This is a genomic window from Roseburia sp. OM03-7AC (assembly GCF_003462625.1).
GTDB lineage: Bacteria > Bacillota > Clostridia > Lachnospirales > Lachnospiraceae > Roseburia_C > Roseburia_C amylophila.
The window spans coordinates 261,365-279,402 of the sequence record NZ_QTZJ01000002.1; the positions used below are offsets into that span (position 1 = coordinate 261,365).

The window sequence follows — 18,038 nt, forward strand, 5'->3', positions numbered from 1 at the left end:
CAAATCGTCTCCTCACGCTTTCACAATCGCTTGTTCGGTCAAAAGTTACGGTCGTTATTTTTCAGACAGTGATTCTAACAGGTCTACAATGCGTTCTGCTGCATCGGATTTCTGCTCCCGGAGCTGTGCGGTATGCATTTCCTCCTGCAAATCATGGCTTCGCATCAGCAGCTTTCCAAGGCGAATCTGTTCTATCATGTATTTAGAGGCATAGGAAATACCACGGTCTACGAAAAATGCACTGTTTGCGGTTTCGCAGCCTGGAATCGGTGCGGTATGGATAGTTGGGATTCCCTTTACTAAAGTTTCAGTGGAAGTAAGTCCGCCCGGCTTGGTAAAGATGACATCACAGGCATCCATATAAAGGGAAACATGTCTGGTGTAGCCTAAGACATGAACCCGCGGGCAATGTCTGAATTCTTTGGTGAGAACTGACTGTAATTTCTTATTGTTTCCGCAGATAATTACAATATGTTCATCATTTTTACACTGCTTATAAAGTGCCATGGCAAAGACTGCCAGTTTTCCAAATCCCATACTTCCGCTCATAATGAGAAAGGTAGGAGAATCAGCATCTAGGTGGCATTTGCGGCGGGCAATGTCTTTTGGTGTATGATTGGCAAAGGCGTGGCGTACCGGAATACCGTAAGGCAGTAATTTTTCCTTTGGAACACCACGTTTTATATATTCGTCTACTAAATCCTCATGGGGAATAACATAGTAGTCGCAGTTGGTTTCCTCCCAGAAAGGGATGCAGGTATAATCGGTTCCGATAGCGACTGCTTTTACCGGCAGCATGTTGTGTTTCTTTATATAAGTAATGGTCTCTGCCGGGTAAAGGTGCGGCATCACCACAATGTCATAATTTCCTTCTTCGATGAGGGATGCAAGCGGTTTCGCCAGCTTTGCATTTGCCCAGTAAACCGGAGATTTGAAATGGCGGTTACTGATAAGCATTCCCAGTTTATAAATGAAACCGAAAAACCACGGCAGATGCTTTACAATCCCAATATAAAGTCCGCTGATAAGGCGTGAAGTATGTCTTTTGCCAAGATGCATGGCATCAACGAAATTTACTTCGTGTCCCCTTGCTAAAGCTGCTTCTTCCACGGCATGACCGGCGGCGTTATGTCCTTCTCCTGTGTTGCAGGATAAAATCAGAATTTTCACAAAAAATCCCCTTTCCGAACTTTTCTTTCGTATAGAACATCTTAATATATTTGCAATAAAATAGCAACTTTTCATAAAAAATTGTAACGATAAAACTTAACATTTTATAAAAAATTGCTTGTATTTCTGGCAGTATAAATTTATAATAAAAAGGTGTTTTTTAAAACAGAGGGCAGTAAATAGAAAGAAGGGTACTAAGATGAAAAAAATAGAAGAATATGTAAGAAGTATACCGGATTTTCCAGAGCCGGGAATTATTTTCAGGGATATTACTTCCGTATTGCAGGATGCAGACGGACTTCAGCTTGCAATAGATTCCATGATCAAGCTTTTAGATGGTGTGGAATATGATGTAGTTGCCGGTACAGAATCCAGAGGATTCATTTTCGGAGTACCAATTGCTTACGAAATGCATAAACCGTTTGTACCGGTTCGTAAAAAAGGAAAATTACCATGTGAGACCATTTCACAGTCTTATGATTTAGAGTATGGACAGGCTACCATTGAGATGCACAAGGATTCCATCAAACCGGGGCAGAAGGTTGTTTTAGTAGATGACTTAATCGCAACCGGCGGAACCATTGAAGCTGCTATCAAATTAGTAGAGCAGCTTGGCGGTGAAGTAGTCAAAGTCATTTTCTTAATGGAACTGGCTGGATTAAAGGGAAGAGAACGTTTGAAGGGTTATGATGTTGCTTCTGTAATTACATATGAAGGAAAATAATTTACAGAAGAGAAGTTTACCATGACTTATTGCCAGAGAGGCTGGCTTTAGGTATAAAAAACAATTTGGAGGAAGAAAAATGTTAGAGAAAATGTTCAAATTCAAAGAGAACAACACTAACGTCAAGACAGAAGTAATTGCAGGTCTTACCACATTTATGACAATGGCTTACATCCTGGCAGTTAACCCGAACCTGTTATCTGCTGCTGGCATGGATCCTACTGCAGTTCTGATTGCAACCTGTCTTGCATCCTTTATCGGAACACTTGCAATGGCTTTGATGGCTAATTATCCATTCGCATTAGCTCCTGGTATGGGATTGAATGCATATTTCGCATTTACAGTATGTGGAAATATGGGTTATGACTGGAGAGTCGCATTAATGGCAGTGTTCATTGAAGGTATCATCTTTATCGTGCTTTCACTGACCAACGTACGTGAGGCAATTTTCAATGCCATTCCTGCTACACTGAAAAAAGGTGTAAGTGCCGGTATTGGTCTGTTTATCGCTTTCATTGGTTTACAGGGTGCTCACATTGTTGTTGACAACAGCTCTACTTTATTATCTTATGTTAAATTTACAGAGAACTGGCATACAGAAGGAATCTGTGCTTTACTTGCACTGATTGGTTTACTTCTTACCATTATCTTATATGTAAAGAATGTAAAAGGTTCCATCCTTATCGGAATCCTTGCTACATGGATCCTTGGTATGATCTGCCAGGCGGCAGGCATCTATCAGATTGATGCAGAAGCTGGATTCTATTCTTTATATCCTACATTTGCAATGACAGACTTCACCAAAATCGGAGAAACCTTTGGACAGTGTTTCAAAGCTGACTTTACCGGTGTAGGTATTGTTAACTTTATCGTAGTATTATTATCCTTCTTATTTGTAGATATGTTTGATACCATCGGAACCTTAATCGGTGTTTCTGATAAGGCAGGCATGTTAGACAAAGAAGGAAAACTTCCTAGAGTTAAAAATGCATTATTAGCTGACGCTATCGCAACATCTGCTGGTGCTGTTCTTGGTACTTCTACAACCACAACTTTTGTAGAGAGTTCTGCTGGTGTAGGTGCAGGTGCCAGAACCGGTTTTGCATCTGTTGTAACCGGATTCATGTTCCTGATTGCAATCTTATTTGCACCAATCTTTACAGCAATCCCAGGATTTGCTACCGCTCCTGCATTAATCTTCGTTGGATTCCTTATGGTATCTGCAATCGTTAAGATTGACTTCAACGATATTACAGAAGCAGCTCCTGCATACCTTTGCTTAATCGCTATGCCTCTTATGTACAGCATTGCAGAAGGTATCGCAATCGGTGTTATCTCTTACGTTATCATCAACTTAATCTGTGGTAAAGCTAAGAAGATTACTCCACTGATGTATATTCTTGCAGTATTATTTATTTGTAAGTATATCTTCCTGTAAGAGGAGATTCAAAATTAAATAAAATAATTATGAAGAGCCAGATATCTTTGTTTTAAGGTATCTGGCTCTTTTACTAATATTTGAGTGTTAAGATATCAGGATGGGGGCAAAATGAAGTAAGTTATGTTGTAATTGAAAAAATATAAATGGTATTTTGCATAGTTGAAATCCCCTTCTCGTCAAAATCCACAAATTCAGGAAACCAATTTTGGTAATTCAGTTTCTTGTAACGGAAATCCCAAGGTGTTACAATTAAGGAAACCGAAAAACAAAAAGTAGTTTCCACAGAGAACAGGGGTAGTGAAAATGGAATTGAGAGAGAAAATATTGCAGGGCACGATGCAGGCATTTAACCAGAAGGGATTGAAATTTACCATGGATGATATCGCCCGCATTCTTGGTATCAGCAAGAAAACAATTTATCAGGTATTTGCAGATAAAGAGGCGTTATTTCTTGCCATGGTGGATTATCTGTTTGACTGCATCAAGGAAAGTGAACGGGAAGTTATGGCAGACGAAAGCCTTGGCACTTTAGAAAAAATACGGAAAATCCTAGGGGTAATGCCGGAGAGCTATAAGGAAATCGATTTCCGACAGATGTATTTATTAAAAGATAAATTTCCGGAAATTTATCATCAGGTGGAACTTCGGTTAGAGACCGGCTGGGAGACCACCATTGCGTTATTGGAACAGGGCATGGAGGAAGGCGTAATCCGCCGCATCAACATACCGGTTTTAAAGATGATGCTGGAAGCCTCCTTAGAGCAGTTCTTCCAGAGAGACATCCTGATTCAGAGCAAGCTTTCCTATGGTGAGGCATTAGAGGAAGTAGTGAATATTCTGGTGGATGGAATTATCACGAGGCAATAGATATGCGCGAATAGAGATGTATGAATAGAAATACACCGGTAGAAAGAGCGAGGAAAAGGTATGAGAGAAAAATACTATTTGGACAATGACTGGTATTTTAGTGAAAAATGGGAAGCAGCACAAAGCAACGCAGAATATGACGAAGCAGCGATGCAGAGCGTGCGGATTCCCCATACGGTAAAGGAACTGCCCTTTCACTATTTTGATGAGCATGCGTATCAGATGGTAAGCGGCTACCGCAGACACCTTTTGGCGAAGAAAGAGTGGGAAGGGAAAGTAGTGCGGCTGACCTTTGAAGGAGCTGCCCATGACAGTGAAGTCTATGTAAATGGAAAGAAAGCAGGGGCACACCACTGCGGATATACGGCATTTACCATTGATATTTCAGCACTGCTTCATTATGGGGAAGATAATATCATTGCGGTGCGGGTGGACAGCAATGAGAATCTGAATGTTCCGCCCTTTGGATTTGTCATTGATTATATGACTTACGGTGGAATTTACCGGGATGTGTACCTTGAGATAAATGAGGAAAGCTATCTTGCAGATGTATTTTTAAAACCACAGGTGGAACTGGAAACGAAGAAGGGAACATTGCTATCGGAAATCACGCTGGCAGGAAACGAAGAAAACCTGTTGCTGCGGCAGTACATCCGGAAAAAAGGTGAAGAGGAATACCGGCTGATTGGAGAGGAAACGCTTGCTGAAATTCCTGCACAGGAGGGAAAGAAAACACTTGTATTTCCGGCAGGAATTGTATCCCTATGGGAGGTAGAGAATCCGGCGTTATATGAAGTAAAGACCCAGCTTGTAACTGGGAATCCGGCAAATAAGGACGCAGCAGGAGCAACGGACAAAGAAGCAGCAGGCGGAGGCATGGAAACCGGGCGGATTATAATCGATGAGACCGTAACAACGGTGGGCTTCCGCCGGGCAGTATTCCAAAAAGATGGCTTTTACTTAAATGGGCAGAAGCTTAAAATCCGTGGACTGAACCGTCACCAAAGTTATCCTTATGTGGGTTATGCCATGCCGGCTTCCATACAGAGGATGGATGCGGAAGTATTAAAGAAAGAGTTAGGGCTGAATGCAGTGCGGACATCCCATTATCCGCAGTCCCAGGAATTTATAAACCGGTGCGATGAGCTGGGGCTTATGGTATTTACCGAGATTCCGGGCTGGCAGCATATCGGCGATGAAGCATGGAAAGCGCAGGCTGTGGAAAATGTAAAAGACATGGTGATGCAGTACCGCAACCATCCATCCATTATTCTCTGGGGAGTGCGGATTAATGAATCGCAGGATGACGATGAATTTTACCGCCGCACCAATGCAATAGCACATAAGTTGGATGATACCAGACAGACTGGTGGCGTGCGGGCGCATAAAAAGAGCAGTCTTTTAGAGGATGTATATACCTATAATGATTTTGTACACAATGGTCTGAACAAAGGCTGTGAGCATAAGAAGGATGTGACATCCGATGTAGAAAAACCGTATCTTATCACGGAATATAACGGACATATGTATTCCACCAAATCCTTCGACTGGGAAGAACATCGCATGTGGCATGCTCTCCGCCACGCCAGTGTACTGGATGCAGTAGCAGGAGAAGAGGACATTGCCGGAAGCTTCGGATGGTGTATGGCAGATTATAATACACATAAAGATTTCGGTAGTGGAGACAGAATTTGCTATCACGGAGTCTTAGACATGTTCCGTAATCCGAAAATGGCGGCAGATGTGTATGCCTGCCAGCAGGAAGAAAGACCGGTATTAGCCTTAAGTTCAACGATGGATATCGGAGAACATCCTGCCTGTAACCGGGGCGAGACTTATATTTTTACCAATGCAGACAGTGTTAAAATGTACAAAAATGACCGGTTTATCAAGGAATATAAGAAAACGGATTCTCCATATAAGAATCTGAAATATGGTCCGGTTCCAATTGATGATTACATTGGAAATGCCATCGAAGAGGGAGAGGATTTCGCACCGAAACAGGCTGCAATGGTAAAAGAAGTTTTGAATCTGGCGGCACGCTATGGCATGAATCATCTGCCGAAAAGAGCATATTATCTGGCGGCAAAACTGATGCTTTTTTATCATATGAAGATGGAGGATGCGGTTGCACTTTATAACAGGTATGTCGGGGACTGGGGCGGACAATCTATGGTATATAAGTTAGAAGCCATAAAGGATGGTAAGGTGGTCAAAACTTTAGTAAGAGAACCGGTACAGAAGGTGCAGTATCAGATTACGGTCAGCAGTCAGAAATTAAAAGAAACGCATACCTATGATGTGGCTGCGGTAAGAATACAGGCAGTGGATGAAAATGGAAATCTGTTGCCGTATTTTCAGGAGCCAGTGCAGCTAAAATGTGAGGGAGCATTAGAACTCATCGGACCGGACATCATCAGCCTGCAGGGCGGTATGGGTGGCACTTATGTAAAGACCATAGGAAAGACCGGAAGCGGAAAACTTATGATAAGCAGCCGCCAGGCAGGAACCAGAGAAATTACATTTGAAATAGAATAAGGGAGTATAACGATAAGGAGGGTATCTATGAAGGAGAAATCAAGAGAAATCTTCGGAAACAAAATGCCGCAGAAGGTATACCGGAAAGCGGTAAAGAGTAAGAAGAAGTTTCAAAAGAAATTCGGGGATGACAGCAAGGTGGATTATCCGGTGGTGTTAAAAGAAAATGCGCATATCGGAGATTCCCTTGGTGTTGTGGATGTGCTGCTGCCGGAGCAGAAAGAGGCTTCGAAACTGGAATTTGACAAAGAGAAGGGAATCATTGTAGGAAATATCCGTATGGGTTTTGGACATTACCGTATTTCCATGGCAATCGCATCAGCAGCAAAATCCATGGGTTATATCCCATACTGGATGGACTTAAATTCCTATCCTAGGACTACCTGCACGAAGGTCATTGGCGCACAGAATGATTTGTATTCTCTGGGTTCTAGACTTTCTGGTAAGAGTAAGCTCTTTAATAAACTGGTGTGGGAGCCAATGAATTATGAAGGGTTCCGGAAGCTTTCCTATAATGCTTCTGACCAGAAAAATGCAGAGCTTATGGCTCCGGTTTACCGGAATGTACCAAAGGAAATTCCGGTGGTAGCAACCCATGTGTGGCCGGCACAGGCAGCTATACATGCCGGCATGAAATATGTAGTCAATGCGATTCCGGATAACTGGCCGATGGCATTGCATTTATCCGAAGGAAGCCTTCATACAGTTCAGACTCATTATGCGTATCAGGGCTATCGGATTTTAAATGGCATGCAGGGAAAAGATGTCTTAAATCCTATGCCGGAAAAAGATCTTATATACACGGGACATTATATTGACCATGAGCTGGTAAGCAATATTGAAGCAGACTGCGAAGCGAGAATTAAAAGAAAGCAGGAGAAGAAACCGATGCGTTTCTTATTAACCATCGGCGGAGCAGGAGCCCAGAGAGAAATTTTTGCAGCTATTATCAGATATCTGCTGCCGGCAATCCGGGAAGGCAGGGCAGCACTTTATGTCAATGTGGGAGATTACCGGAATGTCTGGGAAGAATTATTACAGGAAATTCCGGGACTTAAAAATGCAGCAACGGAGCATTTTGATGACTGGGAGAATACAAAGCAGTTTGCCGGAGCTGCACTGGATGGGGAAGTAACCGGAGTCCATGGCTTCTACCATAAGAATATTTTTGAAGCAGTGTACTGCACGAATCTTTTGATGCGAAGCTGCGATGTACTGGTGACAAAGCCTAGCGAGCTGGCATTTTATCCGGTGCCGAAGCTCTTTATCAAAAGAGTGGGTGGACATGAACAGTGGGGTGCCATCCATTCCGCAGAGATTGGGGACGGTACCCTGGAATGCCGTGATATTCCACATACCTTGCAGATGCTGGAATTATTCCAAAGCTCAGACCATCTGCTTACCGATATGTGTGAAGCAATTATGGAAAATAAGAAACAGGGGATTTACGATGGCGCATACAGGGTAGTGGAACTGGCAATGGGCTTACGAAAAGGAGGAGAAGGACAATGAGATTAACAACAAAAGAAAAAGTAGCATATGGCCTTGGTGCAGTTGGCAAAGACATGGTATACATGCTTTCTGCAAGTTACATTTTATATTACTATCAGGATATTTTGGGTGTCAGTGCCATTGCAATGGGAATTATCCTGATGGCAGCAAGAGTATTTGACGCATTCAATGACCCGGTTATGGGAATTATCGTAGCCAAGACGAGAACCCGCTGGGGTAAGTTCCGTCCGTGGCTTCTGATTGGAACCATAACCAATGCAGTAATTTTATATCTGATGTTTGCGGCACCACCTGCATTAGATGGCGGTGGACTGGTTGCCTATGCAGCAGTAACCTATGTGCTGTGGGGCGTTACTTATACCATGATGGATATTCCATTCTGGTCCATGATTCCGGCATTTACCGAAGGCGGCAAAGAAAGAGAGGGACTTTCTACCCTTGCCCGATCCTGTGCAGGCGTGGGCTCTGCACTGATTACGATTATCACGGTAAAATGTGTGGTTTTATTAGGGCAGGGCAATGAACGTGCCGGTTTTAAATGGTTTGCATTAATCATTGCAGTGTTGTTTGTGATTTTTATCACCATTACCTGTATGAGCATCAAAGAAAAATCCACTGTAAATGTGGACTCTCCATCGGTAGGACAGATGTTTAAGGCACTGTTACAGAATGACCAGGCAATGACTGTTGTGGTTACCATTGTGCTGATTAACTGCTCTCTTTATATTACTTCGAACCTTTTGATTTATTTCTTCAAATATGATTTTGGCGGAGATGCGTGGTATAACAGCTATACCTTATTCAATACCTTTGGCGGTGGAATCCAGATACTTTCCATGATGATTTTCTTTCCACTGCTGCGTAAATTTTTAAGTGCCTTAAAGGTATTTTATGTAAGCTTTGTTATGGCAATCGCAGGTTATGGTGTACTATTTATACTGACACTGACAAATATGTCAAACTTATTGTTATTATTTATTCCGGCATTCTTTATCTTTACAGCCTTTGGAATGCTGACGGTACTTACCACCGTATTTCTTGCAAATACCGTGGACTATGGCGAATTGAAAAATAGCCGGAGAGATGAGAGCGTTATCTTTTCCATGCAGACCTTTGTGGTAAAACTGGCATCCGGAGTAGCTGCACTGGCAGCTTCCATCTGCTTAAATCTCTGCCACTTAAGTAATGATACTGCAGAAACAGCAGCCGCAGCTGCTGCGTCCGGCAGCTCCCTTTTAGGACTCCGCATGACGATGGCAGGAATTCCGATTATCGGCTTAATGATTGCAGTGCTGGTATTCCGTAAGAAATTTATCCTGACAGAAGAAAAAGTGCAGGAAATCACAGAGCAGATTAAAGGGAAGGAAAATTATCGATGATTCGTAAGGAAAAGGATTATTTTATTCTGGATACCGACCATACCACCTATTGCTTCCGGGTACTTCCTACCGGACAACTGGAACATCTTTATTATGGCAGAAAGCTTCATATCGAGGACGAAGCAGATATGCAGCCGCTGGTGGAAAAGCATGTCTTTGCACCGGGTAATGTGAATCTGTATAACGAAGAGCAGAAAGCATATTCCTTAGAGGATATGCGCCTTGAAATGTCCTCCTATGGAAAAGGAGATATAAGAGAGCCTTTTGTGGAAGTGGTGAATGGCAATGGAAGCAATACGATAGATTTTGTATACAAGGAAGCAGAGATAACCAAAGGTAAGGAAGACTTTGCGGAACTGCCGGGTTCCTATGGCAGCGAAGAGGAAGTGGAGCAGCTTTGTATCCGGCTTGCGGACGAAGGAAATGAGCTGGCACTGGAATTGTATTATTATGTCTATCCATCCTGTGACATTATCAGCCGCAGTGCGAAATTCTATAATAACGGAAAGAAAGCTGTGCAGTTGAAACGGCTGATGAGCCTGCAGCTTGACTTTGATGGGCATGATTATGCATTTACTACATTTCATGGAGCCTGGGCAAGAGAAATGAAGCGGAGTGATATGCCGGTAATAGCAGGAAAATTAGTAAATGCTTCCTATACCGGAACAACCTCCAGCCGGGCCAATTCCTTTGTGATGCTAAGCCGGCCGAAGACCACAGAGGATGCCGGGGAATGCTTTGGTTTTCACCTTATCTATTCCGGTAATCACTATGAAGCAACAGAAGTAAACAGCTTTGGCAAAATGCGTCTGGTGACAGGAATCAATCCACAGGCATTTTCCTATGAAGTGGTGCCGGAAGAAAGCTTTCAGGCACCGGAGGCAGTGATGGCATATGCAGAAAACGGATTTAACCAGATGAGCCAGAGGCTGCATCATTTTATCCGGGAGCATATTATCCGTGGAACCTGGCAGAAGAAGGAGCGGCCGATACTGCTTAACAGTTGGGAGGCTTCCTATTTTGACATCAGTGAGAAGAAGTTACTGAAGCTGGCAAAGGAAGCAAAAGAAGTTGGCATAGAATTATTTGTAATGGATGACGGCTGGTTTGGCGAGCGGATGGATGACAGCAGTTCCTTAGGAGACTGGGAAGCAAATACGAAGAAACTGCCGGGCGGTCTTAAGGGCTTATCTGATAAGATTCATGGACTGGGACTGCAGTTTGGAATCTGGGTGGAGCCGGAAATGGTCAATGTGAAAAGCAAACTTTATGTGGCTCATCCGGACTGGACGATTGAGATTCCGGGGCAGCCTCATTCGGAAGGAAGAAACCAGCGGATTTTAGATTTGGGAAGAAGAGAAGTACAGGATTATATTATTGAGAGCATGAGCAAAGTCTTTTCTTCAGCAGACATTTCCTATGTGAAATGGGACATGAACCGGACCTTCAGTGATTATTATTCCACAGCACTTCCACCGGAACGGCAGGGAGAAGTGGCACACCGTTATGTGTTAGGATTATACCGGTGTATGAAGGAACTGACGGAACGGTTTCCGGAGATTTTATTTGAAGGCTGTGCGGCAGGCGGCAACCGTTTTGACCTTGGAATTTTATGTTATTTTCCGCAGATCTGGGGCAGTGATGATACGGATGCATTGTGCCGGGCGGAGATAGAAGAAAATTATAGTTACGGTTATCCGTTGTCGGCGGTCAGCGCTCATGTGTCCGCCTGCCCGAATCACCAGACGCTGCGGAGTACGCCATTAGAGACAAGATTTCAGGTGGCATGCTTTGGAAGCTTCGGCTATGAATGCAACCTCTGCGATATGAAAAAAGAAGAAAAGGAAGCCATGAAGGAGCAGATTGCATTATATAAGAAATGGCGGAAGGTGTTGCAGCAGGGGACCTTTTACCGGGGCAGAAGCTTTTACGACGGAACACAGAGTGGAATGGGCGGCAGCGTTTTAGCGGACGAAGCCGGTAACCAGATGGAGTGGACCTGCGTATCGGAAGATGGCACCAAAGCAGTGGGTATGCTGATGCAGAAATTAGTGGTACCAAATACGCAGCAGCAGACCTATTATCCGAAGGGATTGCTGCCGGATGTCCGTTACCATTTCTACAACCGGAAATTAAAATATAATATCAAAGAATTCGGAGATCTGGTAAATACGGTTTCGCCGGTTCATATCAGACAGGATTCCCTGACCCATCAGGTGCTTTCGAAATTGGTAAAAATGGATGGCGAGACGGAAGACTTCCATGCATATGGAGATACCTTAATGTATGGCGGCGTTCATGTCAGTCCGGCATTTGGCGGAACCGGATACAATGATAAGGTAAGGCACTACCCGGATTTTGCATCCCGCTTATATTTTATGGATGGAGAAGTAAAAAAGTAGGGAGACAGAAGTCCATGTTTGTGCTAAGATGAACATATCCATAAACACAAACAGGAGCGGATATGAAGAATAAATCAAAGTTAAAGAAAATAAGAGAAAAGAAAGCAGGCACAGCCACCGTTACCAAAGAGTGGCTTTATATGAATCCAAATTCCATCACAGTAGCAGAGATTGAAGCTGCATTAGAGGGAATGGATGGCATCGAAACAGAAATCTGGAAAGAAGCCGGAGTGTTGGAAGTGGAGGTTCCGGAGCATCATTCCATGGATATCGAAGAGATTGCAGTTGATTTAAAGGATGAATATGCCAATGCTTATTTAAAAGAGCATGACATTCATGCTCTTTTTGCTGTCACAATTGACACAGAAAACTATGCATTTATGCAAAAAATCATGCAGAAAATCATCGCCGGTGCAGGAGGCTTCTTCTGCGGTGATACAGAGGATTTTACACCGGTAGTAAAAGAGTAAGAAGTGAAATAAAAAATGCGAAAGATAAGATTATATGATGCAACAAAATTAGACCGGGAACATATGATGTTTTCCAATAAGCAACTTATTACGCTGCTTCTGCCGATTATGGTAGAGCAGCTTTTGAATTCCTTTATGGGAATGGCGGATACCATGATGGTAAGCAATGTGGGAAGTGCGGCAATCTCTGCGGTATCACTGGTGGATTCCATCAATGTACTGGTCATACAGGTATTTACGGCATTAGGAGCAGGAGCAGCAATTATCTGTTCCCAGTATCTTGGAAGGGGAGACAGGGAGTCCAGCAATGAGGCTGCAAGACAGGTAACTTTAAGCGTACTGACGATTTCTACGGTATTGTCTATATTTTGTATTATATTTCGTGGACCACTGCTGCATCTGATTTTTGGCCAGGTAGAAGAGGCTGTTATGGATAATTCCATGATTTACTTCCTGCTGACTGCAATTTCATTTCCGTTCATTGCACTTTTTGATGCCGGTGGAGCTTTTTACCGGGCAGCAGGAAACAGTCGTTTTCCAATGATGATTTCCGTGCTTTCCAATGGACTCAACATTGCCGGAAATGCAGTGCTTATCTTTGGATTAAAAATGGGCGTGGAAGGAGCAGCCCTTTCTACCTTATTTTCCAGAATCTTTTGTGCAGTAGTTATTTTCTGGAATCTGCGGAAACCGGATCAGGTGATTGTGGTAAATCATTATCTTAAGATCCGTCCCAATTTCCCATTGATTGGAAAAATTCTTTCTATCGGAATTCCATCCGGAATTGAAAACGGAATGTTCCAGTTCGGAAAGCTGGCAATCCAGTCCAGCGTATCAACCCTTGGAACGGCAGCCATTGCCGCGCAGGCAATGACCATTATTCTGGAAAATTTAAATGGAATCGGAGCCATTGGAATCGGAATCGGACTGATGACAGTAGTAGGACAATGTATTGGAGCCGGAAAAGTGGAAGAGGCGCGTTATTATATGGTGAAACTCTGCGGCTATGCAGAAATTGTTATTCTGATTTCCTGTGCAGTGGTATTTTTATTGACAAAGCCGGTTACATTTTTAGCTGGAATGGAAGCAGAAAGTGCCTCCCTCTGCATGGAAATGATAATAGCAATTACGATTGTAAAACCGATTGTATGGGTGCTGGCATTTATCCCGGCTTATGGCATGCGTGCTGCCGGAGATGTGAAATTCTCCATGATTTTATCCAGTCTTACTATGTGGTTCTGCCGTGTTGCACTGTGTGTATATCTGATCCGCAGCTGTGGTTTCGGACCAATGGCAGTGTGGATTGGCATGTTTGCCGATTGGACGCTTCGTGCTATCGCATTCAGCGTCCGGTATCTAAGCGGCAGGTGGAGCCGGATACATGTCATTTAGAACATGCTAGCGGAAGCAGTACCTGGGTAATAAATTTACTTTTGTCTTTATGCTGTGGCGGTCCCTCTAAATAGCAGTGGCGGAAGATGCCAACCGGTGTAAGCTTTTGCTCTCTGGCATAGGAAAGCAGGGTATCATGAACCGATGGAAATTCTTCATACGCTCCATGATGATAGAGGCAGACTGCTTTCTGGGCAGGGAGATTTAGGATATGTTCGCCCTTACTTCCTGCCGGGACAACAGCAAAAAAGGACATATCCTTTGCATCCGTAATGGGAGCTTCCGTAAAATAAATCTGCCCGGTATGTGCCGGCCCATAGTTCTGCAGTGCTTCCAAGGCAACCTCTCTTAAAAGATTCGTCTTTTCTGCGATGCTGTCACTTTCTGTTTTGCGGCAGTACACCGTCTGTGGTGGAATTGTAATGATTTCCATTGATTCAAATCCCTGATTGATTCTTTCGTATAAGGCTTTGATATTGGCATTTAATTCATCCCGCAAAGCTTCCAGCCTTCGAACCATGGATAAAAGGTCGTTGGAGTTGTCGAAGTAGCCATGGATTTCATCCAGTGACAGACCAAGATTCTGCAGCGAGCGGATGGTTCGAATCTTCGTCAGTGTATCAATGGTATAGTAACGATTGCCGGATGGGTCTTCTTTTTCATCCGGAAAAACCAGTCCATGAGCTTCATAATTTAAAATAATTCTTCTTGTGATGCCCACAAAGTCTGCGGCATCTCCAATTGAAAACAGTTCTTTCAAAATGTTTCCCCCTTTTTATTTATTCGGTGATTGTGAAAAGAATGGATTTAGAAATTTTGAAGAAATAAAGTCGGCTGCATCACTTCAAAACACCGTAGTTCTAAAATATATGTTTTGCTTTTCTCTATGAAAGCCAGTCTTTCCAATGTTTGACAACCGGGCAGCCGGTCAAAGCAACGGAAAGACAGCTTACAAACAAGCAAAACATGTATTTTAGAACTGTGGTATTTTAAGACAAAGCAACACTCTTTCACTCTTCAAAAATTTCCATATCATATTTCTTTTTTCAAATATCGGCAAAATTTGTAAAATAATTGCATCGTACATCAATGTACGGTGTAAAATAACAATGTAATTGTAACACAGCATTGAAAGTGTGAAAAGTGAAAAAAGAAAGAAAAACAGTAATTTAAGAAAGGAAAGATGTACATGAAACAAAAGAAGAAAAGTTTATTTTCCTTGTTCCTTGCGTTGATGATGGTAGCAGGTCTTATGCAGGGGATGACAGTTGAGACAAAGGCAGCTACAAATTCAGTACAGGCAGGACCATTTACGTTGTCACGAGATTCGGGGGCAATTGTAGAAGGAGTCGATTACACCTATGAAAAATATGAATCTGGAAATAGAAATTCGCTTACCATTCTGACGGATGACATTACGATTGCAATGGATGAAAACGCAGAACCTACATCAGATATTATTGAGTTGGGAGAATTTAATAACCCACCTCTTGACAGTTTTTCTAAGGTAACATTTTCAAATTTAAAAATGAAATCTTATTATAATAATATATACAGTAATGTAGACCATATTCATATTACACTGGTTGGAAGCAATGAATTGATCAGTATAAAAGAGAAATCGGAAACCTATGGAGGTTATGCAATTTTTGGACATGGAAGTGTAACTATTGAGAATAGTCCAAACGGTTCTCTTTATGCAACCGGAGAAGGACTTGGCTGGGGAGCTATTTCTGTATCAGAAGGATATGGAAAAAGTGATGCATGCATTACAGTTGGAGATGCCATGTCAATGAAAAGTTCTACCACTCTGATGGCAGATATATCAGAATTGACAGATACACCACAGGTTTGGAGAGACTATATTGGAGCAGGCAAAAATTATATGGATGTTAAATCTGCCAAAACACTCCTGATCGGTATGTGGAAGCACAGTCACACATGGAGTTATGCCGTAGATGAAAACAAAGATGGAAGCCGTATTCTTGCAGCCTGCAGTGGCTTGGGAGATTGTGATGAAAAAGATGCATCTTTATGGTTATCCTTATCAGCTGAGAATGCAGACTATGATGGAACAGCAAAAGCTGCCAATATAACAACATCCGAAGACTGGAAGAGACTTAATCTTCCGGTTCCGGAAATCGTATATTATCTGAGTGGAACAGACACAAAGACCAACAGTGACAACAGCGGAGCAGAAGCCGTTGGAGGTGCACCAAAGTTACCGGGCAGTTATAAGGCACAGGTTACGGTTGGAACAGATACGAAAGCAACAAAAGAATTTACAATTACATGCAAGCATGGTGAATGGGTGGAAACAGTATCAGATTCCTATCTGAAAACAGCAGCAACCTGTACGGCACCGGCAGTTTACTACAAATCCTGTAAGCTGTGTGGGGCAAAGGGAACAGAGACATTTACCAGCGGAAATCCATTAGGACATGATTTTAGCAACAATGCAGAAGCCTGCAGACGGGAAGGTTGTAATGAGAAGAACCCGGATTATAAACCGGCAACACCGGTCATTATTGAAGGTGCCGGTGGAGAATGGACAAAGGAAAGTGGTGCAACGCTTCGTTTCCGCAGTGACGCTGGTATCAGCAGCTTCCTTCGTGTAGAAGTGGATGGCACCGTAGTAGATGCGAAAAACTATACGGTAACAGAAGGCTCTACCATTGTCACCTTTGCTGCAGAATACTTAGAAAGCCTTGCTACCGGAAAGCATACGGTTGCGATTGTATCTTCTATCAGTGGAGAAGAAAAGAAAGCAACCGCCGAATTTACCGTTGCGAAGAAAGCTGATACAACAAGTGGAAATAGCACTCCAAATACTGAGCAGACCACAGCACAGAAAACAAAAGTATTGAAAACAGGTGATGAATCACCGGTTGGATATCTGCTTGCACTCTTGGCATTATGCGGAGCGGCAGTAGTATTCACAGGGAAAAAGGGTTATTTAAAATAGGAGGATGCAAATGAAACGAAAGAAGAAAAGTTTATTTGCTATATTACTTGCACTGGTTATGATGGCAGGTCTTATGCAGGGGATGACAGTTGAGACAAAGGCAGCCACAAATTCAGTACAGGCAGGATCATTTACGTTGTCAAGAGATTCGGGGACGATTGTAGAAGGAGTCGATTATACCTATGGAAAATATGGATTTGGAAATAGAAATTCGCTTATCATTCTGACGGATGACATTACGATTGCAATGGATGAAAATGCGGAGCCCACATCAGATATTATTGAGCTGGGAGAATATAATGAACCACCACTTGACAGTTTTTCAAAGGTGACATTTTCTAATTTAAAATTAAAATCTTATTCTTATAATGTATTAAGCTATGTAGATAACATTCATATTACACTGGTTGGAAACAATGAGCTGGTCAGCATAAAAGAAGAATCCAGAACCTATGGTGATTTTGCAATTTTTGGATGTGGAAGTGTAAGTATTGAGAATAGTCCAAATGGTTCCCTTTATGCGACTGCAGATGGACTTGACTGGGGTGCCATTTTTACATCAGATGGATATGGAAAAAGTGATGCATGCATTACAGTTGGAGATGCTATGTCAATGAAAGGTTCTACAGCTATGATGGCAGATATTTCAGAATTGACAGATACGCCACAAGTTTGGAGAGGTCATATTGAAGTAGGTCAAAAATCTGCCAAAACACTCCTGATTGGTGAGTGGAAGCACAGTCACACATGGAAATATGCCGTAGATGAAACAGAAAGCAAAGATGGAAGCCGTATTCTTGCCACCTGTAGTGGATTGGGAGACTGCAATGAGAAAGATGCATCTTTATGGTTATCCTTATCAGCTGAGAATACAGACTATGATGGAACAGCAAAAGCTGCCAATATAACAACATCCGAAGACTGGAAGAGACTTAATCTTCCGGTTCCGGAAATCGTATATTATCTGAGTGGAACAGACACAAAGACCAACAGTGACAACAGCGGAGCAGAAGCCGTTGGAGGTGCACCAAAGTTACCGGGCAGTTATAAGGCACAGGTTACGGTTGGAACAGATACGAAAGCAACAAAAGAATTTACAATTACATGCAAGCATGGTGAATGGGTGGAAACAGTATCAGATTCTTATCTGAAAACAGCAGCAACCTGTACGGCACCGG

General features: G+C 42.7%; 13 protein-coding genes. 11 read left to right on the forward strand and 2 right to left on the reverse strand.

What is annotated here, in order from left to right; genetic code table 11:
* Nucleotides 1-54: 54 nt before the first annotated feature.
* Nucleotides 55-1,170 carry an MGDG synthase family glycosyltransferase gene (locus DXB39_RS07560; protein WP_117841325.1) on the reverse strand — a complete coding sequence of 372 codons (1,116 nt, stop codon included), beginning with the start codon at nt 1,168-1,170 and terminating at the stop codon, nt 55-57.
* Nucleotides 1,171-1,369: 199 nt separating this feature from the next.
* On the opposite strand from DXB39_RS07560, the gene DXB39_RS07565 reads away from it, so the two are divergent.
* The 9 genes from DXB39_RS07565 to DXB39_RS07605 all read left to right on the forward strand — a co-directional run bounded on the left by DXB39_RS07565 (nt 1,370) and on the right by DXB39_RS07605 (nt 13,895).
* Nucleotides 1,370-1,894, forward strand: a complete 525-nt coding sequence (locus tag DXB39_RS07565) for an adenine phosphoribosyltransferase (protein ID WP_117841324.1) — start codon at nt 1,370-1,372, stop codon at nt 1,892-1,894.
* Between the two features lie 79 nt (nt 1,895-1,973).
* Nucleotides 1,974-3,332: an NCS2 family permease gene (locus DXB39_RS07570; protein ID WP_117841323.1), complete on the forward strand. Its 1,359-nt coding sequence runs from the start codon at nt 1,974-1,976 to the stop codon at nt 3,330-3,332.
* A gap of 306 nt (nt 3,333-3,638) precedes the next feature.
* A complete protein-coding gene (locus DXB39_RS07575; protein WP_117841322.1) occupies nt 3,639-4,202 on the forward strand; it encodes a TetR/AcrR family transcriptional regulator in 564 nt (187 codons plus the stop codon).
* 60 nt (nt 4,203-4,262) lie between these two features.
* Entirely contained in the window at nt 4,263-6,740 is a 2,478-nt protein-coding gene (locus DXB39_RS07580; protein WP_117841321.1) for a glycoside hydrolase family 2 protein, read from the forward strand.
* 27 nt (nt 6,741-6,767) lie between these two features.
* Nucleotides 6,768-8,252 carry a DUF6937 domain-containing protein gene (locus DXB39_RS07585; RefSeq protein ID WP_117841320.1) on the forward strand — a complete coding sequence of 495 codons (1,485 nt, stop codon included), beginning with the start codon at nt 6,768-6,770 and terminating at the stop codon, nt 8,250-8,252.
* Nucleotides 8,249-9,631 carry a glycoside-pentoside-hexuronide (GPH):cation symporter gene (locus DXB39_RS07590; RefSeq protein WP_117841319.1) on the forward strand — a complete coding sequence of 461 codons (1,383 nt, stop codon included), beginning with the start codon at nt 8,249-8,251 and terminating at the stop codon, nt 9,629-9,631. Before DXB39_RS07585 ends, DXB39_RS07590 begins: the two co-directional genes overlap by 4 nt.
* Entirely contained in the window at nt 9,628-12,033 is a 2,406-nt protein-coding gene (locus DXB39_RS07595; RefSeq protein WP_117841318.1) for an alpha-galactosidase, read from the forward strand. The genes DXB39_RS07590 and DXB39_RS07595 overlap by 4 nt, the downstream gene beginning before the upstream one ends.
* 62 nt (nt 12,034-12,095) lie before the next feature.
* Nucleotides 12,096-12,503, forward strand: a complete 408-nt coding sequence (locus DXB39_RS07600; protein WP_117841317.1) for a hypothetical protein — start codon at nt 12,096-12,098, stop codon at nt 12,501-12,503.
* Between the two features lie 15 nt (nt 12,504-12,518).
* A complete protein-coding gene (locus DXB39_RS07605) occupies nt 12,519-13,895 on the forward strand; it encodes an MATE family efflux transporter (protein ID WP_242986219.1) in 1,377 nt (458 codons plus the stop codon).
* Here the strand turns inward: DXB39_RS07605 and DXB39_RS07610 are convergent.
* Entirely contained in the window at nt 13,888-14,655 is a 768-nt protein-coding gene (locus tag DXB39_RS07610) for a MerR family transcriptional regulator (protein ID WP_117841316.1), read from the reverse strand. The genes DXB39_RS07605 and DXB39_RS07610 overlap by 8 nt on opposite strands.
* 429 nt (nt 14,656-15,084) lie before the next feature.
* Between DXB39_RS07610 and DXB39_RS07615 the strand changes: the two genes are divergently transcribed.
* Together DXB39_RS07615 and DXB39_RS14920 are read left to right on the forward strand one after the other, a co-directional pair.
* Complete coding sequence (locus DXB39_RS07615; protein WP_117901603.1) at nt 15,085-16,860, forward strand: hypothetical protein; 1,776 nt, start codon at nt 15,085-15,087, stop codon at nt 16,858-16,860.
* A gap of 10 nt (nt 16,861-16,870) precedes the next feature.
* A partial coding sequence (locus DXB39_RS14920) for a hypothetical protein (RefSeq protein ID WP_199535125.1) occupies nt 16,871-18,038 on the forward strand: 1,168 nt, incomplete at its 3' end.